Here is a 24,966-nt window from a genome sequence, read left to right on the forward strand (position 1 = left end):
ACCTACCAACCAATCTCTTTTTTATCGCGAAAAAATTTCCCCGTAGGTCCATTGTCTGGTAGAGTGGCAGCCCAAACAATGGTCTCTGCACCTTGTTCCACTGGCCTTGTGGCATTGGCACCACCCATATCCGTTTTCACCCAACCAGGACATACCGAATTAATTTTAATATTTTTCCCAACTCCCTCGGCACTTGCGACATTGGTGAGGGCATTGATGGCAGTTTTAGAAATGCGGTAGGCTGGATACCCGCCACCCATATCAGAGAGTTGTCCCATACCAGAACTAACATTCACAATACGACCAAAATCATTTTGGATCATCATTGGTAAAAACGTTTGGATCAAACGAAGGGGACCGTATAAATTTACGAGGAGAGTTCGGTGTAGGTCTTCACTAGTGGTATCAAAGAAGGAGCCAGGATCGGCAAATATCCCTGCATTGTTTACAAGGATATCTAATTTACCAAAACTGCCTGTGATTGTATCGAGTGCTTCGCTGATACTTTGTTCCTTGGAAACATCGAGGGGAAGGATTTCCCCTTTGCCAACGGCCTGAACTGCTGCTAAGGTATCAGCAGCCTCTCCTGGATTTCTTGCACCGATGAGAACGTAGATTCCTTGTTTAGCCAGATCAATGGAGACTTGTTTCCCAATCCCTCGGTTGGCCCCTGTGACCAGTGCAATGCGTTCCTTGGATGTTTTCATGGAATCAAATCTCCTTTGGTAGTTTTGATCTACCTTTCTTCTATAGACTGTTTTTACTTAGACTTAGAAAGTTCTGTGAGCCATTTTTCCGTTTGAGCTTCGATAAAAGCTTTGTCTGTGATCACCCACTTCGACATGAGAACATGCATTCCATTTTCCACGACTACCTTTCGGTTGAGTGGACTGGGAGTTTTATCTAATCCAAAGTTAGCATAACCTTCTAACATTTTTGGAACACTGGCAGTTGGGTCTTGTTCTTTCTCATTTTTATAGTAATACAAAAGTAAGGCGGGAGATGTTACCTTGCGAAAGACAGCGGGAACTGCAGCATAGTTTTTTAAATCATTCACACCCACAAGGGCCGAAAAATATTGTTCCGGATACCAAAAGTTATTTCTCTCTGGTAACACTTTGGGATTGTTATTGTGGGAAGAGGATCTGACTTTTCCTTTGAGTAAATGAATGAATGTGAGTCCACCAGGATAGTTGAGTATATTCAAACTCCCATCCACAGGTGCATAAAATGGATTCGCTAAAACAAGTCCATCCACTTCTTCCGGATATTCGGAAGCAAGCCAAGTGGCAAGCAGTCCTCCCATAGAACTTCCAAACACAACCACACGATCCCCTTGTGATTGCATCATGTACAAAGCTTCACGAGATGCATCTAAATAGTTGTTAAAGTTTTGGTCTCTTTGGTCTTCTTTGTTCGTTCCATGGCCTGGGAGACGAAGTAGGTAAGTATTAGCTTTAAATTTTTTAGCCAATTTTTCCATCACCTCTTCGCCTTCCGCACGGGAGGCACCAAACCCATGAATGTATAAAAATGCGAGTGGGGTTTTTTTACCAAAACTGATATAACGTTCTTCGTTTCCGGGTCTATGGTTTTTACGTTTACTCTCGGCTAACTTCTCTTGGAAGTAAACTTCAAAGTTCGCATAACTTAAGTTTGCTTTTGGTTCGTAATTGGGACGACCCGCACAGGAAACTAGGACGAGGGAAACGGTGATGAAGAAAACAGCAGACAGCTGTCGAAGGTTGTGGAATAAAGAACACGATTTAGCCATACAAATGGAAAATTTTACAATGAATTTGCTTTCTTGTAAAGAGAGAAAAACCCTTGGCACAGGAAGGGTCGTACGAAAAAAGGTAGTAAATACCCCATTCTCATAAGGAACATCCCGGAATGTATAGCCAATTCACAGAGCAACAACTTGAAATCAGAGATTTAGTTCGTAACTTCGTAAAAAAAGAAATCCCACATGAAGTCGCATTGCACTGGGATGAGAAAAACCAACACCCAACAGAACTCATCAATAAAATGCGTTCGGAACTTGGAATAAACGGACTTGTCATTCCTGAAGAATACGGTGGATGGGGACTTGGAGCGATCGAGCAGTGTTTAGCCATCGAGGAACTTTCTCGTGGATGCCTTGGAATCGCTCTCGGATTTGCATACACTGGTCTTGGAATCCTTCCAATTCTAAAAGGTGCCACTCACGAACAAAAATTAAAATGGCTTCCAGAAATTGCGGACGGAAAGTTCGGCGTTTCTTTCTGTTTGTCTGAGCCAGGTGCTGGTTCTGACGTTCCTGGTATGACCACTCGCGCTGAGAAAAAAGGCGACAAATGGATCATCAACGGTGCAAAACAATGGATCACTGGTGCATCTGATGCACAAGCTTTTACTGTATTTGCTTATACTGATAAAAATCGCGGAACACGTGGAGTTTCTTGTTTCTACGTTCCACGTAACGCAAAAGGTCTTACTGTTGGTAAAAAAGAAGACAAACTTGGAATCCGAGCGTCTTCCACTCACCAAGTGATTTTTGAAGATTGTGAAGTCGGTGAAGACGCACTCGTAGGAAAAGAAAACCTAGGTTTCGTTTATGCTCTTCAAACTTTAAATGCATCTCGTCCGTTCGTAGCGGTTATGGGTGTGGGTGTAGCACAAGCCGCTCTTGACCACGCAGCTCGTTACGCTCGTGAGAGAGAACAGTTCGGTGTTAAAATCGGAACTTTCCAAGCAGTGCAACACATGTTAGCTGATATGTCGATCAAAGTAGAAACTGCAAGAGAAATCACTTACAAAGCAGCTCGTCTTTCTGATGCAAACGATCCTAACCTTCCAAAATACTCTGCAATTGCAAAAGCATATGCTTCTGAATGTGCGGTTCAGTGTGCTACTGACGCAGTTCAAATTTTTGGTGGATACGGATATACAAAAGAGTATCCTGTTGAGAAGTTAATGAGAGATTCCAAAATCCTCACCATCTTCGAAGGAACTACACAAATCCAAAAGAACGAAATTGCAGCTTACGTAATCAAAGAAGCAGCTTCTAAAAAAGACTAAGACAAGGCGAGAGTCTGTCGAAAGGGAAAGCCTCCAGGAATGGGGGCTTTTTTTTGGGGTGGTACAAGTTGGATGTAGGTATCCCCACCCTGAATTGGGTGGGGTGAGTCCACCCGCCACCCAATGACTTCCCTATATAACACCTACCCATTTCTTTCCACCGAAATATTATATTTGCAAATTTTAATATTAGGAAGTTCATCTTTCTACATTAAATCCAGTGAATAAGCATCATATCATAGTTAAGCGATTTGGAAATTTAGGTCAAATCAACAATCATTCGTTTTTTCTGGCCACCCGGGCGGGCTAATCCGGAGTCCGCTTTTGCTCCCCCCTGATTGGCAAATGCCGAATCAGGGTGCCTTCGGCATCCTACTTATCCCTGGTGGTTTTAAATCCATCTTACGTATGTTAGTTTTAATTTTTAATAAAAACAAGGCCTTCCTCGATTTTCTTTACTTACGGAATCATCTTTCTGATTTTTGCCTCGGGTTTTTATTTAAGAAAGTTCATTCTCTATAATTGATTCATACGGATAACTCCTAGGTGTAAATCCAGCATTGTTGCCAAAATGCTTTATCGAAATTCCTAAAGAGAAAAAATAAACTTTACATGCGAATTTTTGTTCCTATGTTTTTCCCTATGTTTAAAAAAACATTATCTTTAGCGTTTGTTTTCATTGTATCTATGAATTGTGCCGGTGAGAAAAAAGACACTGATCTAACTTCCTTAGCACTACTTAGTCTTCTCGGTAGTTCCTCTGGTTATACGGGAACTTGTACAACCACTTTTGGTGCAGGAGTTCCTACTTGGATTCAAACAAGTTTCACATGTGTGACAGTGTCTGTCAGCGGATCTAATTATGTTTTTAAGTTTAACTCGCTACCAACATACAAAAGTATCTATTGGGGTTCTTCCAGTGCAGGTTACGAATCTACTATGTATGTAAACTCCGGTCAGGCAAATGCAAAAAATCCCAATTTAATTAAATCACAAAATCATACCTTAACCGTTCCAATTGATAATCAAAATACAACGGCAACAACCTCCAGTTTTGGTATGATCGGAGTATCTACTAATGGAATTGCCATTTACAATGACCAAGCAGCTCCAGGAGACTCTCTTTCTACTGAGTATTATACGTTTGATTCCTCACAAGGACATCCTACCAGTACAGGTGCTTATCATTATCATGTGGAACCACCAAAAATTTCTAACAACGATAGTAACTTAGTTGGGATAGCCCAAGACGGGTATTTGATTTTTGGGAAAAAACATAATGCGATAACGACAGGTCTGACCACAGGATTTACGTTAGGTGGTGCTAATAGCAGCACAAAATGTACTGATGCAGGTGCTAGTAATGTTGTGCCAACCTCATGGGCAGGAGCAACCAATTACAATACAACCAAAACGACAAACACGGGTTATCATTATCACGTTAATAATGGGACAGAGGTAAATGGAATCTTACTTTCTGGTAAACTCATCGGAGCAGGTGGATCTGCAAACTAATTTATCCAATTAATTAGAGTTCGTGAACCTAAAACATATTACTATTTTTATCATAATGTTTACCTCTCTACTACATTGTGGGGAGGTAGTCATGGATAACGATCCTGAAATCAGTCTTGGTTTAGAAAGTACCTATTTCTATAAAGGTCAGAAGTTTTCAGGAAAAATGAAATCAATCCATCCGAATGGAACCATTCGGATCACATCGTTTTTGAACGGCCTTGAAGACGGTCCAACGATTGATATTTTCCCAGATGGTCAAAGAAGTGCTGAGTATTTTTATAAACAAGGAAAACGTACAGGAATCCATCGAGGTTGGTATGAAAATGGAAAAGCTAGATTCCAATATTCCTATCAGGACGATTTAGCAGTCGGTGATCATTGGGAATGGCATGAAGATGGAAAGGTCTATCGATATGCTAAATTTGAAAATGGAATCAATGTTGGAACTAAAGTTTGGCGTAAAGATGGAAAAATTTATTCCAATTATACTTATTCACCTGAAAGATTATATGGAGTGATTGGTTCTAAACTTTGTTTTAAACTTAAAGGTGACGAAACAAATAAAAAAACAATAATCAACCCATGAACATTTTTAATCGTTTAACTTTCTTTCTAGTTTTTATATGTATTTTCAGTTTCATTTCCTGTGGTTGGTTTTATCGTGAAGATGGTGAAAAAGATTCTAAGTTAACATTTTTTGATACTCCCAAAAAAGATACACTGCCATACTTTCGAGGCCGTGATTTAGAATCTTTTTGGACTAACAAAAATCAAAAACCTTCTGATGCAAGAAAAGTGGATCCCTTCACGTTTAAAAATCAACTCAATGAAAATATCAGTGAATCACATTTTAAAGACAAAGTGACAATCGTATCATTTTTTTTTGCTAAATGTCATGGCCTTTGTCCCAATATCATTCGAAATTTAAAGTTTGTACAATCTGAAATTTCAAAATTTAAGAACATTCAAATAGTCTCATACTCCGTGACTCCAGACTTGGATACTCCTACTGAATTGAAAAAGTTTGCAGAAGAAAAGGGAATTCAATCCAATTATTGGAACTTGATAACTGGAGATAGAGAGGAAATCTTTAAAATTGCAAGAAATACATTTCAAGCAGATACAAATACAACTAACAAAGACGTGACAAGAGACTTTGTTCATTCAGAACAAGTTTTTCTAATTGATAAGGATTTATACTTTCGGGGAATCTACAACGGAAATCGAAGTGAGTCCATTAAAACAATGCTAGCAGATATTAAAATTCTCACAGACGAATCAGTTGTCGCAAAATAATGAATTTGTTTTTCATTTTTGATTAAAAAAAGGGCTGACTTAAATTTCTACTTCCTGCAAAATCATACTTCTGTTTTTCGAAGAGAAGGTAAATTATGAAAGGAAAAGAAAATCAAGACATAATTCCCCCTTCTTCAGAAAAGGATGAGGATAAAAAACGCACACTCATCCTCAGACAAATGGAAAAGTTAGGCAAACTTGGCCACTGGGAGGTAGATTTTCTTCACCAAACTTTACATTGGTCAGAAGGTGTGTTTCATATTTTAGAAATGGATCCTTCTTCTATGCCGGTCGATTTAGAAAAAGGTTATTTATTTGTTCATCCTGAGGACAGGGAACTAGCTACCCAACATATGAAAGAGGTGTTGGAAAAAGGAATCAGTTATGATTTGGAATGTCGACTGGTCACTACAACTGGAAAAGTCAAATTTGTTCACTCTCTTGCGGAAGTGATTCGAAATGAAAAAAACGAACCCGAACAAATTGTGGGAATTTTTCAAGACATCACCGAACAAAGAGAAGCTTATCAAAGTTTACTCGCACAAGAATTAAGACTCAGCACCATCCTGCAATCCGAACCAGAATGTGTGAAGGTCGTTTCCCCAGACGGAATTCTAATCGAAATGAACCCTGCCGGATTACAAATGATCGAAGCCGACTCTCCAGAAGACGCGATTGGACAAAAAGTTCAAAATTTAGTAAACCCTGCGGATTTAAAATTTTATCAATCCTTACATGATAAAGCACTCCAAGGCATTCAATCGAGTACCAGATTTAGAATGATTGGACTAAAAGGAACGGAACGATGGATGGAAAGTACAGCCGTTCCTCTTGAAAACCAAACCGGCGAGATTGTTTCTGTATTAAGTGTCACAAGAGATATATCGGATAAAGTTATCGCCGAAGAAAAGCTCATTCGTATCAAAAGAAACCAGGAAGCTCTTATCAATGGTACTTCTGATTTGATTTGGTCACTTGACTCTAATTTTTGTTTGGTTGCCGCCAATAAGGCATTTTTAGATGTGATGGGCTTTCTTCTCGGGGCTCTTGCAAAAGAAGGTGATTCTGTTCTTATTATGAGCCAAGGCGAAGCTTTTTATGAAAAGTGGAAGGGATATTATGAAAGAGGGCTTTCTGGTGAGTCATTCAAAACATACGAAAGGTTTATAAGTCCTATCACAGGAAAAGAAGAACATAGAGAAGTTTTTTTTAATCCCATTCGCAATGCAGAAAACCATATCACTGGTCTTGCCTGTTTTTCAAAAGACATTACAGATTTGATGGCCAAACGAATGGAACTCGTTGCCAGTGAAAAAAGGTACAGAGCTCTCGTTGAAAATGGAATCGATGTGATTGCAATCCTTAATATAGAAGGTAGAGCAAAATATGTTTCCCCATCCATTACAAAAGTTTTGGGGTATTCGGAATCAGATGCGATGCATATGAATTTATTCGATTTTCTGCATCCAGATGATGTCACAAAAATTATCAAACGATTGGAAGAGGTTCGTCATATTCCCATTGGAAGTTCTCTTCCGAGTCATAATTTTAGAATCAAACACCAAGATGGATCTTGGAGGTGGGTAGAATCCACCATCACCAACTTAATCGATGACGAATCGATTGGTGGCATTGTGGATAATTTTCACGATGTGACAGAACGAGTCTTTCAAATCACTGCCATCCAAACCCAAAATGAAAAATTAAAAGCCATTGCTTGGACCCAGTCTCATGTTGTGCGAAACCCATTGGCCCGGATCATGGGCCTTGTTGATTTGATTAAACTGGGCTCTTTGTCCAGCGAAGAGGAACGTCGGAGTTTAGATCACTTGCTGGAATCGGCGAAAGAGTTGGATAACATCATTCAAGACATAGTTCTCAAATCCCAAAGAGTCATTGTCCCTTAAATTAATTCCTTTGGGGGCTTAATTTATCTTGTTTTTTATACTCAATTCGTTCTAATTCCTGCCATGGTTTTCTCAACTTTCCTCTCAGACTTAATTCTTTCCTTAGTTTCCTTGGCGATGGCTTACCGATTTGTCGGGAAGTCTTCCATTCCTTCTCGTTCCGCCTTGTATGGATTTGCCATCATTGGAATTTCCGCAGGGCTTGGTTCGATTCATTTTCTTGGCATCAATACACTGGATTCTATCTATCGTTTTTTTGTGGGTTTGTCGGGTTGTGTGGGTGTACCACTTTTGGGACTCGCCTTTTTTCACTTCACCTTTCGTTCTTTGTCGGAAAAAACTTTTTTCCTTTTCATCGTTGTCGCATTTCTTCTTTACTTAGCTTTTTCTTATCTTTATCCTTTGGGCATTTACTCGACAGTCGTGGGTGGAATTGCCATGTTCATCATCCTCATTAGTTCGCTTGTTCGTTTCCCGAGAAAATCAAATGCAGCGATTATGGGAATCATTGGTTCGGTTTTATTTATTGTGGCTGGTCTTGTGATTGGTACGAAGGGATCAACAGGTTCTTTACTGAACGTTGATATCTTTCATATCCTACTTGCAATTGCCAATTATTGTATCGCCGAGGGAATTCGCAAATTAAGCTAGATTTAAATAGAGGAGTTTAGAATCTCTTTCGATAGAGTATTTATGGAAAGCTCCTCTTCTGATTCAACATTAGAAAAAATACTAAAAATACAAACCGAGTTAACAGCTGCTAAACCAGATGTTCCTTATTTGTTAGATCGCATCACTCTCCGCGCCAAAGAGATTACTGGTTCTGAGGGTGCTGTTTTCGAACTTGTGGAAGGTGAAGATTTGGTTTACCGTGCGGCCAGTGGCAAAGCAGAAAACCAAATTGGACTAAGATTACCCATGAAAGGTAGTTTTTCCGGCCTTAGCCTCCAGTCAAGATCCACGTTGTATTGTGTCGATTCCGAAGAGGATGATCGTGTCAACCGTGAGGCATGTCGTGTTGTTGGCCTTCGGTCCATGATCGTTTTGCCTTTATTCTTTGATACAGAAGTATTAGGAGTGTTGAAGGTTTATAGTTCCAAAGTTGGATTTTATTCATCTAATGATGCACATGTGCTAAATATGTTATCTGGTGCAATGGCTGCCGTTTTACACAATGCATATCGTTGGGCGGAAAAAGAAAAAAGCCTCCAATCAATGGCATACCTAGCAAGCCATGATGCACTCACCGGTATTTACAATCGTTCTGCATTTTACGATTATTTAAGAAAGGGCCTTTCTAGCATTTCAAACGATGGATCAACTTTAACGGTTGCTTTATTTGATTTGGATGGACTTAAAAAAATAAATGATGCCTACGGGCATGCTGCTGGAGATTTTTATATTGCACAGTTTGCTCGGCGACTTTCACGTCTCATCCAAAACCAAGATATTTTGGCAAGGCTTGGAGGAGATGAATTCGGTTTGATCCTCATCCATAAGGAATCCAAAGAATCTATTTTATATCGGTTGGAACAGACCAGAAACATGGTGGAAGTAGAAATTCAATTCGAAACAACCAAACTCCAAATCAAATCCAGTATAGGCATTTCCTTTTCTGCAGATGACGGAAATGAGCCTGAAACCTTGGTGGCAGTTGCAGATAGTCGTATGTACGAAAACAAACGGGAGCGAAAAAAAGGAGGAAATCGATAGCAGGTGGATCCGTTTCTGGGTTTGCATTTTTGTCTAACATAGACAAATGAATTCCAATTCTCTCCTATTTTCCCCGTTCACTCTCCCTAATGGTGTCACTTTGCCCAACCGGCTGATAAAAGCAGCAATGGAAGAAAATCTTTCTGATCCCAATTTAGAACCTGGCAAAGCTCTTTGGAATTTATATGAAACCTGGGCACATGGTGGAGTTGGGACAATGATCACGGGAAACGTAATGGTGGACCACAGAGCCATGACAGGACCTGGTGGTGTGGTTTTAGAGGAAGGCACTCCCTTGGAAGGATTTCGAAAGTGGGCATCCAAAGCAAAAGTGGCAGGCGGAAAGATCATCATGCAGATCAACCATCCTGGTAGGCAAGTGTTGGCAAAGTTAGGTGGTGAAGTCTGGGCTCCTTCCGCTTTTGCAGTGGATATTGGAAAATTTTCCAAACTTTTAGGAAAACCCAGGGAAATGACAAAAACAGAAATAGAGGAAACTATCCAAAGGTTTGCAAAGACCTCCCAGTTGGCTCTGGAATCAGGTTTTGATGGTGTGGAAATTCATGCGGCTCATGGATATTTGATCAGCCAATTTTTATCTCCTATTGCAAACCAAAGAAAGGACGAGTGGGGCGGTAGTTTAGAAAATCGATCTCGATTTTTGTTAGAGGTGATCCAAGCGGTTCGTAAAACGGTTAATCCAGATTTCATTGTTGCTGTAAAATTAAATTCTGCAGATTTTCAAAAAGGCGGATTTCAATTTCAGGATGCCAAAGAAGTAATTTCCAGAATACAGACGTTAGGTGTTGATTTCATTGAATTGTCTGGCGGAAATTATGAAGCTCCGGCTATGCAAGGAGAGACCCGGGATGGGTCAACCATTTCCAGAGAGGCATACTTTTTGGAATTTGCTAGTGAGGTTGCAAAAACAGCAACAGTTCCTATTTTAGTAACAGGCGGAATTCGTAGGAAACAAATCGCAGAATCGGTTTTGGTCTCGGGTGTTCCTCTTGTTGGTATTGCTACTGCTCTTGCCCTCAATCCCAATCTTCCAAATGACTGGAAAGAAGAGGAGAAACAAAAAAATCCAGTTTTGCCAGAACCAAACTGGAAATCGAAAACATTAAAAGGTTTGGCCAATATGGCAATGGTTCGTTACCAATTGAATCGATTGTCAGAAAATAAAAAACCTACAATCAAAGTATCACCTATCATGCGACTTATGATGGATCAAATTCGTATGGTCCGTTTGACTAAACGATACCAAAAATGGATTCGTAATCACACTCGTTAAGAAAGTTTGCCATTTTTCTTATAAAATCTTTCTCGAAATCCAATGGCAAATTTAACAAGTAAAATGAGGGCAGGCACTTCAATGAGAGGCCCAATCACACCTACAAAGGCAGCTCCACTCTGGATTCCAAAAACACCAATGGCCACTGCGATCGCCAATTCAAAGTTATTCCCTGTTGCTGTAAAACTTACAGCAGCATTTTTTGAATAATCTACTCCTAATTTGTATCCGATCCAAAGGCTTAGAAAAAACATAATTCCAAAATACAAAAGTAGAGGGATTGCCACTCGAATCACATCTTCGCTTAACTCAAAAATCATTTCACCTTTTAAGCTAAACATAACCATAATTGTAAATAATAGGGCTATAAGGGTTAAGGGCGAAATTTTAGGAAGGAACTTTGATTCATAGAAATCTTTCGTTCCAAATTTTTCGAAACCATACCTAGAAAGAAATCCGAGAAGAAAGGGAATTCCTAAATAGATGCCCACAGTTTCCGCAATATCTGAAATATGGATTGAGACTTCCGATCCAGATAAACCAAAATAAGGTGGTAAAATAGTTATGAATATATAAGCATAAAAACTATAGAAGAAAACCTGGAATATACTATTCAAAGCAACTAAGGCAGCTCCATACTCTCTGTCGCCCTCTGCTAAATCATTCCAAACAATCACCATCGCAATACAACGGGCAAGGCCAATTAGAATCAGGCCCGTTCTATATCCCGGCTCATCTCCCAAAAAAATAATCGCCAGAAAAAACATAAGGATAGGGCCTATCATCCAGTTGAGTAATAAAGAAAGTGTTAATAGTTTTCCATCCTTAAACACTTTTCCCATATCTTTATATTTTACTTTCGCAAGTGGAGGATACATCATAAGGATTAGCCCAATTGCCAATGGGATATTGGTCGTTCCCAAGGAAAGAGTAGAAAATCCGGAAACAACCGAAGGAAAAAATTTTCCGATCAGTAATCCTATGATCATTGCTCCAAAGATCCAAAGAGTTAGAAATCTGTCTAAAAAAGATAATGCTTTCACTTAACAACAACCAACTGGTTCATTTGTATTTTCTTTTTGTTTTGGGGAACAACATGTAGATCTTGAATTTTCTAATTTAGGAAAGGTGGAAACATCTTTGGGAAGTCCACAACTTGCTGAAGCTTTGCATTCTGTTTTTCCATCTTGTAATTGAATGAGAAGAGAATTTCCCATTGGGATCATTTCTGATACAAAGTATTGTCGCATTGCCGATTTTTGATTTCCAAATTCAATGCGTAAAATTGCATTTGAAGGTATCTCCATTGCATTCGTTACTTTTTTGATTATGGAATTTATCTTTGATAGAGTCAAAGATTCCGTATCTTCTTCTATTTTTGGCTCTAATACTTGCAAAATAATTTCTGTCCAAGAATCAGATTTCCCGCCACAATCGACGGATGTAATGTTTGCTAATTTGAACTCGGTAATATGGTAATTAGGGAATATTGTTTGATTTTCCCCGTATTGAAAATTTAAATGAAGTTCAGGATACATATCCAAATTCGTTATCAAATCATTCCAGGTGAGTGTTTTCATTTTTTTCTCCTATAATTCGTTGTTTACAAAAGATTCGCAGTAATTTCGAATCTCTTCTCTTGTTTTCGCAAATGCAGCCTTCACTTCTTCTTCTGTTCCTAGTAATTTTGAAGGATCGGAAAAGTTATGATGAAATCGTTTGGCATTACTTGGAAAATAGGGACAATTCTCTTTCGCATGGTCACAAACAGTAATGATAAAATCAAACGGGATGTCTTTGTACTCGTTGATATGATTCGAAGTATGATTTGATATATCAATTCCCACATCTTGCATAGTCGCAATGGCTTTGGGATTGACACCGTGGGTTTCTATCCCCGCGCTATAAACATTGGCTTTGTCCTTTGCATAAAACTGCATCCAACCTTCTGCGATTTGGCTTCTGCAGCTATTCCCTGTACAAAGGATTAAAATATTTTTTGTTTTACTCACAACAGCTTCCTTTTTGTTTATTTTGATATTTTTGGATCGATTGGATATGCTCTGAAAGTTCTTCATAGGCCTTCGAGAGATTTTCCCAATGGACACAGTAACAAGAGGAGGTTCCCTCCACTTCCCCTTTCACGAGTCCACCTTCTTTTAATTCCTTTAGATGTTGAGAAACAGTCGACTGTGCCAGTGGCAGGATTTCGACGATCTCTCCACAAACGCAAGTTTGTCGGTTTGCCAATACCTCCAAAATCGCAAGCCTTGCTGGATGAGAGAGAAGTTTGGCGAAGGAGGCAATCCTTTGGATATTCTCTGGGAATTCTGTTTTTTTGTTTAAGGCCATAGTATATCGTAAATATACGATTAATCTTCCGTCCTGATTGCGTCAAGGCGAAATTTTACTTGGTTGAGCTGGTTTGAGGTTTCGAGAGGGAGCTACCCTGGAAATTCCAGGGAGTTTCGATTGGTAGTAAATTGATCTCGGAAAAAACGGTGATGTGTTTTATAATCCCGAACTGTCCGGAATGACAACGGGTTCATCCGAACTAGGGGTATCCGGTTTGACATCTGCTGGGGTGTAACCGCTGTCATTTTGTGAGGGTTTGGTTCGATTGTCCCATTCTGCAGGATTTGGTTTTTTATTTCCTTCTACAGAAAACAACCAACCCTCATCTTGTTTGTTCACAGCGCCTTGTTCATGAGGATAAGAGTCAATGGGTCTTATGGTAATGGAGACGTATTGAATGATGCGTTCATCTTTGATTGGATCTAAATGCGCCAAACTATCGTTCCGCCATCTGTTTTTGCTGCGAGATTCTCTACGAAAACTCTTCATCACTAGATCTAGATCTTTAGAGTATTTTGCAAAAAGTGATCTAGGTGTTTTTGCCTGAATTACATAATACAATCCACCCTTTCTATGAAACAAAAATCGATTGGAAACCAATTGTTTTTGTTCTGTATAGTGTAACACAACAAAGACGGATTCATCAAAACCAGCAATTTCGTTTTCCAAAACTTTTTCGCGAACTAACTTTAAGTCAGGATATTTTGTTAAAAATGTATCTACTGTTTCTTCGATAAATCGATCGATATCGTAATCCTTCGTTCTTCGAGCAACATCAATTTGTAAGATTGCTTCTCGATTTGTTTTAGAAAACTGAATACGGACTGTATCTGGATATCGCAAAACGGACTTTGCCCAGCCCCTTGGATACTCAAATGCAAAACTCAAAGAATCTTCAATCCAAGTTGCTGCATCCAAATGAGAAAGAGTAAGACATAATAAAACTAATACGCAAAGTCGCTTTTTCATATTTAGAATATCGGCCCCCCATACCTTGATTATTGATAGTCCGCGAGTCCTTTTCGTAAATCTCGTTCTGGAAAAAATCCTAAATTTTCAAAGGATTCGGAATCATAAATGGCCACCGATTCCAAAAGTGGTTGGAGGGGAGAACCGTGAAATGGTTTTCTCCTTAGAAAGGACACCGATCGAAGAAAGAATTCAACAAATTTAGACCAGATCCCTCCGACCGGTATGGGAAAAAGAAAACCATTCACAATCCCTAATTCCTGAAATGTTTTTACAACTTGGTTTACAGTCACAAACTCGGGATGGGAAAACACATAAACAGGTTTTGGCGGTTTTCCATTTAATGTTTGTTTTGTCCATATGGTGAGAGCTTTTGCTGCATCTTCAATGTGTAGGAGGGACTTTTTGCGATTGGAAGAAATATAAGGATATATTCTTAGTTTGGTTAATGAACGTAGTTTGGAGATAAAACTTTTTGTTCCTTTTCCATAGATACTTGCCAATCGAAATATGGAATATGGTTTTCCTGAATTGAGTATATAGTTTTCAGCCATGGCTTTTGTTTTTGCATAAATGGTTTCCCCCATTCGTTCGCTGCTAATAGCTAAATTTATTTCTTTGGATCCGTAAACAGAAACAGAACTCACAAAACCAAAGTGGGGGACATTTTTTGATTTTGCAAATTCGACAAGTAACTTTGTTGAATTAACGTTGATTTGGTGGTAAATATCTTCTGTGACTTTGGCACCAGATACAACAGCGGCTAAATGAAGGATTAAGTCTAAAGATTCTGGAATTAATAATTCTTCTTGGTTACTTATTTTTGAAAGATCCCTTTCATAGAACTTAAAATTTTTATGGAAACGAATGGAGTCTGGGAAACTGGCATAGTTTTTCCCAATGGCAATGATTTTATACTCATCGATCAATCCTTTCAGTAGTTCTTTTCCAAGAACTCCACTTCCTCCCGTAATGAGAATTGTTTTTGTCATACGATAAACACCATTTGAAACCAACCGACCATAGCACCGAGTGCGGCACCGACTAAGATTAACAATAATTCATCTTCTTGGAATGCAGACATAAGTATAGACTCAAATTCCTTGGGAGGAAGGGCTGACATCCGATCTCCCATCATCTTCTCTATCTCCAAAGCTTCTCCTAGATACGCCTCAAGATGAAAAGATTTTTCTACTGCATTGTCTGCCATTGCGATGGCAATTCTTTCTTTTGCAGCATCAAACTCTTCAATTTTACCTGCTGCGAAAAGTGCCGGTTTTGCAAGGAAAGTGATTGTATCGACATGAGAAATTACTTCCTTGCGAATGATGTTGATGATATCTGCAGATGCCTTTCCAAAAATAAGTTCAGATAAAATATTTTTTGGGGTAAGAATTTTTTCACTCACCAGTTTTGCATAGAGTCTAGAAACTTCGGATTGTCTTTTTAAAAACAAACCTTGGTAAGTAAAAATACCTAAAAACTTTTTTGGTAATAGAGGTCGAAAGATCATTTCTAATGCAAGGTAGTTGGTTAGATAACCAACAATTACTCCTTGGATGGGAAGAGTCCAAACCAAAGGAAAATAAATCATAAATATCATTTGTACAAGGCCGAGTAAAAATCCAAAGTAAAATCCAGACCTTTCGATAAAGCGAAACTCTGGAGCGCCAACCTCTTTAAAAAGTTCTACTACAAGACCAACATTATTGCCGGAAAGTTTTTTTAAAACCAATGCCTTTACATCAAATAAAGAATCAATATCCTTTTGGAGTTTTCGAATCACTTTTCGGATGGTCACTCCGCTTTCACGTCTTACCTTGTGGTAAATTTCTTCCCGAACCACTTCCGGAATCAAATCCCAAAGTTTTGGATCCAAACTATCCGAAAATTCCTTCATCGTATAACGAATGCTAGACTCAAGTGCCGGTAAAAATACGAATTCTGCTTTTTTGGGATCTACTTTTAAAAATACTTCTTTGATGTTGAGAAGACGTTCCGTGATGACATCAACGGACTTGCTTGCCATTTTATGAGCCTTTCTGGGAATGATGCCCTGCCATCCTAAATAGGGAGGGAATCCGACAAATTGGATCGGATAGAAGGTCATTTTGAGTGCGAGCCAGTTGGTCACCCAACCCACAAACCCATAAGTGAAGGGAATCATGAGGAGCTTCCATTGTTCTGGTGTTAACCAATTCTCCCACATATTCCGCTAAGAGTAGGCTAAAAAAAGGGGGCCGAGGGCAATCGAAATTCCTTTCTCGGGCTATTTTTCCCTAGGATTCGTTAATTTTGTTCATTTTTTGCCGATACCCCTAAAAAAGATTTGCATTCTGTACGGAAACAGACTACAAATGGTACACTTTGGTGAGATTTAGGTATTTCCCGAAGTGCATTTGAAAGACTGTGGTTCTGCCACAAAGCGAATTTGATTAGAGGGTAAAGTCTATGCGCGTTCGAGGAATTTTCACTGTTCTCGTTCTCATTTCTTTGGTATTTGTTGGTTGCTCCCGAAAAAAGAAATCGATGCCATTTTGGTTCCTATTGGGTTCCGGTGGTGCAGTGGCTGATTCCAGTGGGGGGCTTGACACTCCTGCTGACTCTAACGGCGTCCCTCTTCCAACTCCAGGCGATTCGACCGGTGTCACAGACCCAGAAGAAGTTCCAGGCAACAATTCCGAACAAGAAGTTCCCAACCATGGGCCCGCACGTGTCGTCGGAACCATCGTTCCCGTCGTTTCAGGCGTACCTGCGAATGTTGTTTGTGGAAACCCGGGGGCACCTTCGGCACCTGGATGTATTGATCTTACTTTAATCTCTGTTAGGATCGAAGTTGCAAATGGAGATAACAATACCCTCGTTGCTTCCGCTTTTGCAGAATCAAATGGGAAGTTCCAATTTGATCTCAGTGATCTTCCGAACAATAACTACCGAGTTCTAATCAACACTGGTTTTGGACTCAATTATACTTACCAAGATTTCTCTTACGTATTTGATCCGACTCAAAATCCATATACCTTAGTCAACGTAGGAAATCTCCTCGCAGAACGACTGTACTATGGCCAAGGTCCGGCTCAATTTGTGGGAGTGGTGACAAGCCCAGGGTTTTCTGGCGGTGGTGTCACAGTACCGGCAGGACCCATTGCAGGGATCACTGTTTCTATCATTGATGCCAATGGAAACACAGTGGGAACTGGTGTGACCAACACAAACGGATCTTATGTGATTAACATTAATCCTCTACCTAACGGAAATTACACAGTTGTGTATTCAGGCGATTCTGTAGAAGTATCAGGACAACCGTTTGCTAATACAACGGAATTTATTCATTTTACCTTTCCGGGAACCAATCCAAACACAGTGGCGGTTGTGGATTTGGGAGAAACTAGTCTTCCTTGGATGGCAGCAACAGAAAGTGATCTTCACCTAACTGGAAATATTCTGAATGGTGCGATTGCCTTTGATTCTACCACTGTCTTTACCATCAAATTGAAGAACGAACAAGGAGCTGTTTTACAAACGACTCAAATTACAGGAAATGGAAGTTTTACCATCGAAGGAAGTTACCTTACCAATGGTGTATATTATTTAGAAGTATCGAATCCTGTATTTTATACGGTATCGCAGTCCTTTTTGTTTACTGCCTCTCCGAATGGAGGAACCAAAAACATAAACCTGGTCGATCCAATCTACATTGTTGCCAAACCTTCTCTTGTTACTGGATTTGTAAAAGATGCCAATGGAAACCATGTGGCAGGAACTGTTATCAACGTAAGGCCTTCCGCAAACCAAGCCCCCTCTCGATTATTGTATTTGAAAGAGGATCCAATTCTTGGAAACGCAATCAAACTTTGGATTGTTGAAGCTTTGAGTGCAGTGGCAGGAACTAACTGCTCTGTAAATCCAACTGGATCGATTTGTTCTTGTGCTCTAAGTCCAACTCCTTCTTGTTTGGTGGCTTATCAAGGTGCTGGCCCATGGGCATACCAAACCTATGGAAACAAACTCTATGAAGTCAACCCGACAACAAAAGAAGTATCTTTCCTTGCTGCTAGCGGACTTTGGGCGTATTATATTTCTGCTCCCGGGTTTGAAAATTATTGTGGTTCCAATATTTCTCCTTGTTCTTCAAATCCATTACAAATTAGTTTGAACGGTAACAATTATAATGCGGGAACGATCTCGCTCACATCCATTGCAGCTCGTTCCCAAATTGCTGGTTCCATCTCAGTTCGTGATGCGGCGCCTATTGCCAACTCAGTTCATTCATCTCAATCTGGACTGTATCTTGTATTGTTAGGGAATACATCTTCTGATGGCTCTGCTCTGGCACATATCACAACAACGTCCAGTGGCCAATTTAGTTTTGGTGGAAGTTCTTACGTGGTGGCCTTGCCTGCAATCCTTCCTCCTCCGTTTACAAACGATGAAGTTGGCCGTGTGAGTTATGCTTTATACCAGTTGGGTTCCGGCCTTGCGACAACCTTAGCACAAACGCCAAGTGTTGCCAGAGCCAATGACAGTACCGCTTCCATTGATGTCATTTCTGGGACAGAGTATAACTTCCGTCAGAGCTCCTACCAACTCATTGTTGTAGATCGTGTGGCTCCTTCCTACCAATCAAGTTATTTATCATCCAGTAGTTTACGAGTGGATACGTCTTCCGTAGCAACTAACCAATATGCCTCTTCTCCTGCGTTGTTTAACTTAAATGGAACTGTGATGCACAGCCCAAGGGCCACTGTCACAGGAGTTGTGACGGACGCTGTATCCACTCAAAATGTGAGTGGCGCTACAGTGACTCTTGGACGTCTTGTAGGTGGAAATTTTACAGCGGATGTCCATAGAGACTGCTCTGGTGGGTTTGATTCTCCGAATTGTTCTGTTTCTTCTACAAGAACATCTGGCTCTGACCAATTGGTTGGGTCTGTTACTTCCCAATCAAATGGAAGTTATAGTTTCCCATTCCTTTCCCCTGGTTCTTACCAACTTCGTGTGGAAAAAAATGGAATCACCACCTACTTCCCTGTCGAAGTGGGAACTGGTGGGGGAACTGTCGTAGTCAATACTCCCGTGATTACAAATGATGGCCGTGGCCATTTAACAGGGTCTGTACGAACTCCTGGTGGATTTTCTTTCCTTGGAACTTACTCCTTAGAGATTGTGGATCCAAATGGTGGTAATTTACGTCCATCAGCAGGAGTGCAACCAGCTTCTATTGCAACAGGAGCCACAGTTTTCTCTAATGCAAGTCAGTATACGATTTTTAACATCAACGCAGGTCGTTGGAAGGTTCGATTTGTTTCTGCAGGATACCAAACGGTAGAAGGTATTGTGGATATCCAAGCCGATGTAACCACAAACTTCGATATCATTACCTTTGTTCCAGGAAGCCAAACTAGTGGATCCATTTCTGGACGAGCATTGTCCGCTCTGTATAATACTGGCGTTTGTAACCTAACTACACGCATTCGACCTGGTGTAAATGTAAAGTCTGGTCCTTATGCAATCGATGCAAATGGAGTGACGATCCCAAGTGTTAAAACATCAACTGACGGATCTTATGTGATTCCATCGGTTCCGCCTGGAAATTACACTTTAGAAGTATCTGGTTCTGGAAAAAGAGGGGATTGTACTTCTGTTTCCGAAAATTATGCTACCACTTATCGAACAGTGGTTTCTGCCGGTTCAGAAACACCAGCAAACCAAAACATTCTTGTCACACCAATTCTTGCTGATAATGAAATTCGAGTGGTGCTTTCTTGGGGTGCCAAACCACGAGATTTGGATTCTCATATGCAGTATGGAAATTCGGCCAATGACCGAATTGTTTGGAATAACAAAAAACCACTTGGTTCTGGGAATGGTAGCTTAGATTATGATATCACTACTGGGTATGGTCCAGAAACCATCACGGTACAAGGATCCATCTGGAACCAACCAAATCGTTATTACAGCATCTATAATTGGTCTGGTGAGGCACTTATGGGAGTCTCAGGAGCCAATGTGCGTATCTTCAAGGGAAGTGTCGGAGAAGTGAGAAACTATTCCATTGCTCCTAACCACTCGAATCGTTGGTGGAAGATTTTCTGTATAACACAAGATAAATCCATTTCGGACGTAGGAACTGCAGGTTGCAGTGCTTCCAACTTTATCGAACGGTCTATGTATTCCAATTAATCGACAAACTAAGGTTAAAAACTGTATCCAAAGTCAGGATACAGTTTGGTTTGTAATTAAAAGAAAAAACAAACGGGACGCAACGACAAATCTTAGGTAATTTTTACTAAATGGATTGTTTTAGGAAAGGACAGTAACGGAATACTGTCCTTTTTTTTCGTTCACTTGTAAGTCTAGGTCATACAAATTGGATAAGTTTTTGTCCGTTAGGACTTCGGATTTTTTCCCAAAACTAATGACCTTCCCTTCTTTTAACAAAAGTATTTTAGAAAAGTCTTCGGGAATTTCTTCGATTCGATGTGTGATGAGAATTCTTGTGAGATTGGGGTTTCCGATTTTTAATTGGGCCAAAGACTTTCCAAAATCAGTTCTTGCTGTTATGTCTAAAGTAGCTGTGGGTTCATCCAAAACTAAAATTTCTTTTCCCACACCAAATGCTCGTAACAATAAAACCTTCATTTTTTCTCCGGAAGAAAGTGTAGAGTAAATTTGGTTTTTTTTATGATTGAGACCAATGGAATCTAACAGAGATTCTGCGGTTTTTTCTTGTTCTTTTGTTGGATCTTTATAAAGGCCTAGAGTTCCAATCACTCCAGTCAAAACCATTTCAAAAGTTGTGAGCCTTTGTAGTAAGGTTTCTTGGTGACCTGGTTGGACCATTCCAATTCGATTTTGCAAAGGTGCCATCGGAGTTTCACCATAAGTTTCTCCAAAAGCAGAAATAGATCCTGTTGTGGGCCAAGAATAACCAAAAAGCAAATTGATAAGTGTAGTTTTTCCCGCTCCATTTCTTCCGATGATGGCAAGAGAATCACCTTGGTTTAAAGAAAAATGAACTTGGTCTAAAATCTTTTTGTCGGTTCTTACAAACGAAACAGAATCAAAACGAATCACTTCACTCATTTGATTTTTTAAATAGAAGTTCGATTTTATTCACGGCAGCAGAGAACACATCGATATTATCTAAATTAAATTTTGCGAGTAGGATTTTGTCAATGGCATAAAAACCTTTTTTCTGCTCATGGTAATCGGCCATCATATTGGCCATATAAATGACTTCGACAAGATCACGTAATTCTGCTGGAGCCAAAAAAGGTTTGTGATGGTATTCGATAGCAACACGAAGGTCGAGAGGGAATTCCCATTTTTCGGCAAGAAGGGCCCCGAGTTGCGGATGGCTGAGTCCAATGGCCATTTCTTCTAAAAGAGTTGAATTTCCAGAATCAACTCCTCTTTGGTAAGTTTCGATTTTTTTGAAAAAACCTCGATCCACAGAAAGTAAAAGAAATTTTCCAATATCGTGTAACAAGGCACTAACGGCAATGATGTCTGCAATTTTATTTGTATGATTGTTTTCTGTTGCCAAATAACGTGCGTAATAACTGCATCGGCTCGAGTGGTCCCAAACATCCATCATCTTTCCATATTGACCGTCCATGATTTTACGGACTCCGGAAACATAGAGAAGGTTTCGTAAGTTCTTGAGTCCTACAACCTTGACTGCTTGTAAGATAGAACTGACTTGGCTTCTATTTGCAAAAAAAGCAGAGTTGGATAGTTTTAACAGATCAGCAGAGAGAGCCGGGTTTCTTTCGATTTCTTGAGAAATCATATGTAAATCAGAATCAGGATTGTTACAAAGTTGAATGATTTTTGTAAGTGAATGCGGCAGCGGAGGCAATCCATCTATTTCGTTTAGAAGTTTTGTTTTTAAATCTGTTTGGATTTCTACTGGAGTTGTGACTTCGGGAACAGATAGAGTAGCGCGTGTTATTTTGTCATTTGTAAAGATTTTGAATTTTTCAGAACCTATTCCTGAATTTTTTAATAAGAGTTGAATCAGTACTAATCCTAAGCCGGCTGATTCAGTGCTGTCCGAAACATCGGTGAACGCATCAGAAAGGTCGTTGTAGTTCTTTGCCACCTCGATCCTTCGATTAATCCTTGCTAGTTCTTCTTTGGTGATTGGTGCGTTATTCTCTACCGCAAAGTGGATGGACTTTCCTTCTACTTTCATGAGTAAACTGATGTAGTAATTTCCGCCTTCTAAGCGATCTAATTGTTCATTCCATTTCATGATGATGTTTTCTTGGAATCGGGACATTCCCTTCGCATAATCACCAGCATTTTGGATGTCCAAATTTTCACGGGAAAAGTAATCGCGTTTTGCATTTGCCTTATTGGCATTCATAAGGAGCTCTTTTAGGACAGTAAAGATAACTTCTACTAGATAGAGTTTGTCCATATACCCCATTACATGGACAAGTAATGCGTATATCTCCTGATTTTGTTCTTCTGTAACAAAGTAAAAATTAATTCTGGATTCTTTTGCGGTCTCTAATTGAGAGATAATATCTTGAAAATTCACAAACGCTTTTTCCCGTAACACTCTTATATTATAATTTCTTTTGGACGCAATAGATATTTTTTTCCCATCCAATTTCTCTTTTGTCCCAGGGAAATTGTATAGTGAAAACAACAGTGGAGGAAATCACTATGGATATGTTAGACCAAATGAATTTGCATTTGCTTATGCAAGAGAGGTTGGAAAAAATTTTAGAGGATATGGAAAAAAGACCTAAGGGGAAATCCAAAAAAACAAAAGGTTTTGATCAAATTCCCGCAAACAAAGAAAGAGCAGAGTGGAATCTACAAGAAATACCGGTTCTATTTGGTGCTTAACTTAGTGAAAACCGCAACCAAGTGGTAAGGGTTTTTTGATGAATGATTCCGGATTGGTCTTGGTTAGCCCACTTTGCCAGATCCGATAATGATGGGGGAAAACCCTGAAATGATTCAAGTAAATGTTCAGATTTTCTTTTGGATGGGAGATTCGTTTCATCGGCTTCTTTGAGATTTTGAATGTTGAAAGTAGATTCTTTTCGATTCATTTGTTCCCAGGCAATTTGGTTTTTGCCTTTTCGTTCACCAGAATACAGTCGTTTGGTGATTAGTTCTAAACTTTTTTTTCTGTTGGTGAATGGCAGATAAAACCGTTCGTATCCAGTTCCTTTACAATGGGATTTTCCGCGTTCCGAAATATAACTTACCCCACTTACAAAAAATTCTCTTTTATTTATCTGCTCTGTAATCGAAATAACCATTCCCAATAAATTCAAACTAGCATTGGAATAATGTGGCCATTTTTTTCCGAATCCAGTTTGAAATAGATGTTCCAGGATTTGATCGAGTGGATGACCCGTATTGACTAGAATTTTTGGATTTTTCAGTTCAAAAATATATGGTGCGCCACCTAGCCAAGTAATGATGGGAATGTTTGATGGAATTTCTGTCAAAAAATGATAGGTTGTTCCTCGGCCAGAATCAAAAGAGACAATATAATCAGGAATAATTCCGTTTGGCAAAAGGTAACCGATGGAGGTATCACTGGCAAAAATTAGAAAAGTGGAACGATTTTTTTTGATGGTCGAAAGATTGGTTTCTAAGCCCGGACTAGCACCCACGAATAAAATAGATGTTTTTTCGCCCGAGAAGGATTGAAACCATCGAATGCTCGTATCGTTATAAAACAGCCCAATTCTATTTTTTAAATAATTATGAGTCCATAACTTACTGAAATGTTCGATGGTGTTTTGATTGATCCCATCGGAAACAAACTGAGACTGAAAATAGTTTTTGCATTTAGATACTAACTCTGGGAAAAAACGTTCGTAACTTGGAGTTACATATAATTTCCATTTAGAAAGAGTTGAATTTGCTTCCGTTTGAATGTTTTGAATTTCAGTTTTTAGTTCTGCCCAATTTGGTGTGGTACCGGTGAGGCAAAATAAAAAACAACCTTTTGCATTGGCTTGGTTTTTTAGATCTAAAAGTTCCGATTGGAATTCATTTAGTTCATAAACTTCTTTTTCTGGTTCCCAAAAGATAATGATAGGGTGGTTTCGTGTGGTAACGAAGGATCTAACTGCGTGTAAGGCACCTATGCCAAGTAGAACTGGGATGGAATCAAAACTGAATGATGAAAGAAATCGCAAAGCCTCCTTTTCAGGGGAGACTTTTGAGTGTAGGAAATATTGATCGGAAGTTTGAAAGTTATAGAGAAGGTTGTTTTGAAAGTGAGGGATTAGAGGAATGGGAGTAACCTCTAGTCCTCATCATCCTCGTCTGAATCATCATCGTCATCAGAGTCGTCGTCGAAATCGTCATCATCCTCTTCATCTTCTTCGTCCTCAGAATCATCACCAAATTCGTCTTCGAAACCATCTTCTAGTTCTGGTTTACGAGCTTCTTCTTCTGGGATAAAATCTTCTTCGATGTCTTCTTCCGCATGAGGAGCAAAAGAAGTACCCGCTGTGGATGTAACACCTGCCAGTTTGTCTTTTTCTGCTTGGAGGAGTGCTTTTTCTTCAGAGGAAAGGTATTTCCACTGAACCATATCGTTTGTCAGTGCATATAAGGCTTGCACAGTCAGTTTACGGTTTTTTAATTTTTTAGGAAGAGTGATCTTTTCAATTTTGTCGATCGTGCTGAAACCGGCCACGCAAGTTTCGTATTTTTTTTCCCGGCAAAGTTCTATTAAGGATACGATATCGAAGTCTTCTTTATGCGATTGGCTCATTTTCTTTGATTCCCTGGAGGAAGTGAGTGGAATGTTAGACCAGATTGAGGGGCGGGGGTCAGATGTCAAGGGAAAGTTCGAAAACTGGCTTT

The 24,966-nt window shown here is 39.6% G+C and carries 23 protein-coding genes; 10 read left to right on the top strand and 13 right to left on the bottom strand.

The features are described from left to right. Positions 1-2: 2 nt before the first annotated feature. Both CLV96_RS13855 and CLV96_RS13860 read right to left on the bottom strand, forming a co-directional pair. The gene (locus CLV96_RS13855) at positions 3-707 is read right to left on the bottom strand and encodes an SDR family NAD(P)-dependent oxidoreductase (protein WP_004786861.1); all 705 of its coding nucleotides are present in this window, start codon (positions 705-707) and stop codon (positions 3-5) included. A gap of 53 nt (positions 708-760) precedes the next feature. Next, positions 761-1,834: an alpha/beta hydrolase gene (locus CLV96_RS13860; protein WP_004784592.1), complete on the bottom strand. Its 1,074-nt coding sequence runs from the start codon at positions 1,832-1,834 to the stop codon at positions 761-763. A 59-nt stretch (positions 1,835-1,893) separates the two neighbouring features. On the opposite strand from CLV96_RS13860, the gene CLV96_RS13865 reads away from it, so the two are divergent. From CLV96_RS13865 to CLV96_RS13900, 8 genes are all read left to right on the top strand, one after another. Next, entirely contained in the window at positions 1,894-3,060 is a 1,167-nt protein-coding gene (locus CLV96_RS13865; protein WP_004785316.1) for an acyl-CoA dehydrogenase family protein, read from the top strand. A gap of 612 nt (positions 3,061-3,672) precedes the next feature. Further along, positions 3,673-4,575 (top strand): YHYH protein, encoded by a 903-nt coding sequence (locus CLV96_RS13870; RefSeq protein ID WP_004787675.1) that lies wholly within the window; start codon positions 3,673-3,675, stop codon positions 4,573-4,575. Between the two features lie 91 nt (positions 4,576-4,666). Next, on the top strand, positions 4,667-5,164 hold the full coding sequence (locus tag CLV96_RS13875; protein WP_004785211.1) for a toxin-antitoxin system YwqK family antitoxin: 498 nt from the start codon (positions 4,667-4,669) through the stop codon (positions 5,162-5,164). After that, positions 5,161-5,874 carry an SCO family protein gene (locus tag CLV96_RS13880; protein ID WP_004784186.1) on the top strand — a complete coding sequence of 238 codons (714 nt, stop codon included), beginning with the start codon at positions 5,161-5,163 and terminating at the stop codon, positions 5,872-5,874. Before CLV96_RS13875 ends, CLV96_RS13880 begins: the two co-directional genes overlap by 4 nt. 95 nt (positions 5,875-5,969) lie before the next feature. After that, the gene (locus tag CLV96_RS13885; RefSeq protein WP_004786481.1) at positions 5,970-7,781 is read left to right on the top strand and encodes a PAS domain S-box protein; all 1,812 of its coding nucleotides are present in this window, start codon (positions 5,970-5,972) and stop codon (positions 7,779-7,781) included. A 63-nt stretch (positions 7,782-7,844) separates the two neighbouring features. Next, positions 7,845-8,432 carry a DUF6962 family protein gene (locus CLV96_RS13890; protein WP_004787239.1) on the top strand — a complete coding sequence of 196 codons (588 nt, stop codon included), beginning with the start codon at positions 7,845-7,847 and terminating at the stop codon, positions 8,430-8,432. Positions 8,433-8,474: 42 nt separating this feature from the next. Continuing rightward, on the top strand, positions 8,475-9,494 hold the full coding sequence (locus CLV96_RS13895) for a sensor domain-containing diguanylate cyclase (protein ID WP_004784212.1): 1,020 nt from the start codon (positions 8,475-8,477) through the stop codon (positions 9,492-9,494). Positions 9,495-9,540: 46 nt separating this feature from the next. Beyond that, positions 9,541-10,788, top strand: a complete 1,248-nt coding sequence (locus tag CLV96_RS13900) for an NADH:flavin oxidoreductase/NADH oxidase family protein (RefSeq protein WP_004786847.1) — start codon at positions 9,541-9,543, stop codon at positions 10,786-10,788. Here the strand turns inward: CLV96_RS13900 and arsB are convergent. The 7 genes from arsB to CLV96_RS13935 form a co-directional block, all read right to left on the bottom strand. Then, the gene (gene arsB, locus CLV96_RS13905; RefSeq protein ID WP_004785395.1) at positions 10,785-11,831 is read right to left on the bottom strand and encodes an ACR3 family arsenite efflux transporter; all 1,047 of its coding nucleotides are present in this window, start codon (positions 11,829-11,831) and stop codon (positions 10,785-10,787) included. The two genes, CLV96_RS13900 and arsB, sit on opposite strands and share 4 nt — an antisense overlap. Further along, entirely contained in the window at positions 11,832-12,368 is a 537-nt protein-coding gene (locus CLV96_RS13910; RefSeq protein ID WP_004787655.1) for a DUF6428 family protein, read from the bottom strand. A 9-nt stretch (positions 12,369-12,377) separates the two neighbouring features. Then, a complete protein-coding gene (locus CLV96_RS13915) occupies positions 12,378-12,800 on the bottom strand; it encodes an arsenate reductase ArsC (RefSeq protein ID WP_004784928.1) in 423 nt (140 codons plus the stop codon). Further along, the gene (locus CLV96_RS13920) at positions 12,793-13,140 is read right to left on the bottom strand and encodes an ArsR/SmtB family transcription factor (protein WP_004785745.1); all 348 of its coding nucleotides are present in this window, start codon (positions 13,138-13,140) and stop codon (positions 12,793-12,795) included. Before CLV96_RS13920 ends, CLV96_RS13915 begins: the two co-directional genes overlap by 8 nt. A 159-nt stretch (positions 13,141-13,299) precedes the next feature. Further along, entirely contained in the window at positions 13,300-14,112 is an 813-nt protein-coding gene (locus CLV96_RS13925) for a hypothetical protein (protein ID WP_004784899.1), read from the bottom strand. Positions 14,113-14,141: 29 nt separating this feature from the next. Continuing rightward, entirely contained in the window at positions 14,142-15,104 is a 963-nt protein-coding gene (locus CLV96_RS13930; RefSeq protein WP_004785143.1) for an NAD-dependent epimerase/dehydratase family protein, read from the bottom strand. After that, positions 15,101-16,279, bottom strand: coding sequence for a DUF445 domain-containing protein (locus CLV96_RS13935; RefSeq protein ID WP_134151985.1), 1,179 nt, complete (start codon positions 16,277-16,279; stop codon positions 15,101-15,103). The genes CLV96_RS13930 and CLV96_RS13935 overlap by 4 nt, the downstream gene beginning before the upstream one ends. Positions 16,280-16,563: 284 nt before the next feature. Here CLV96_RS13935 and CLV96_RS13940 point away from each other — a divergent pair, with 284 nt between their 5' ends. Further along, positions 16,564-20,295, top strand: coding sequence for a hypothetical protein (locus CLV96_RS13940; RefSeq protein ID WP_004786644.1), 3,732 nt, complete (start codon positions 16,564-16,566; stop codon positions 20,293-20,295). A gap of 120 nt (positions 20,296-20,415) precedes the next feature. Here the strand turns inward: CLV96_RS13940 and CLV96_RS13945 are convergent, their stop codons facing one another. Continuing rightward, entirely contained in the window at positions 20,416-21,198 is a 783-nt protein-coding gene (locus CLV96_RS13945; protein ID WP_004787659.1) for an ABC transporter ATP-binding protein, read from the bottom strand. Continuing rightward, positions 21,191-22,663 carry an HDOD domain-containing protein gene (locus CLV96_RS13950; protein ID WP_040917314.1) on the bottom strand — a complete coding sequence of 491 codons (1,473 nt, stop codon included), beginning with the start codon at positions 22,661-22,663 and terminating at the stop codon, positions 21,191-21,193. Before CLV96_RS13950 ends, CLV96_RS13945 begins: the two co-directional genes overlap by 8 nt. Before the next feature lie 101 nt (positions 22,664-22,764). Between CLV96_RS13950 and CLV96_RS13955 the strand changes: the two genes are divergently transcribed. Beyond that, positions 22,765-22,977, top strand: coding sequence for a hypothetical protein (locus CLV96_RS13955; RefSeq protein ID WP_231292518.1), 213 nt, complete (start codon positions 22,765-22,767; stop codon positions 22,975-22,977). Here CLV96_RS13955 and CLV96_RS13960 read toward each other — a convergent pair. Further along, positions 22,974-24,290 carry a 6-hydroxymethylpterin diphosphokinase MptE-like protein gene (locus CLV96_RS13960; protein WP_004786888.1) on the bottom strand — a complete coding sequence of 439 codons (1,317 nt, stop codon included), beginning with the start codon at positions 24,288-24,290 and terminating at the stop codon, positions 22,974-22,976. The two genes, CLV96_RS13955 and CLV96_RS13960, sit on opposite strands and share 4 nt — an antisense overlap. 110 nt (positions 24,291-24,400) lie before the next feature. Then, positions 24,401-24,874: a hypothetical protein gene (locus CLV96_RS13965; RefSeq protein ID WP_004785629.1), complete on the bottom strand. Its 474-nt coding sequence runs from the start codon at positions 24,872-24,874 to the stop codon at positions 24,401-24,403. Between the last annotated feature and the right edge of the window lie 92 nt (positions 24,875-24,966).

The sequence above is a fragment of the Leptospira meyeri genome (assembly GCF_004368965.1).
Lineage (GTDB): Bacteria > Spirochaetota > Leptospiria > Leptospirales > Leptospiraceae > Leptospira_A > Leptospira_A meyeri.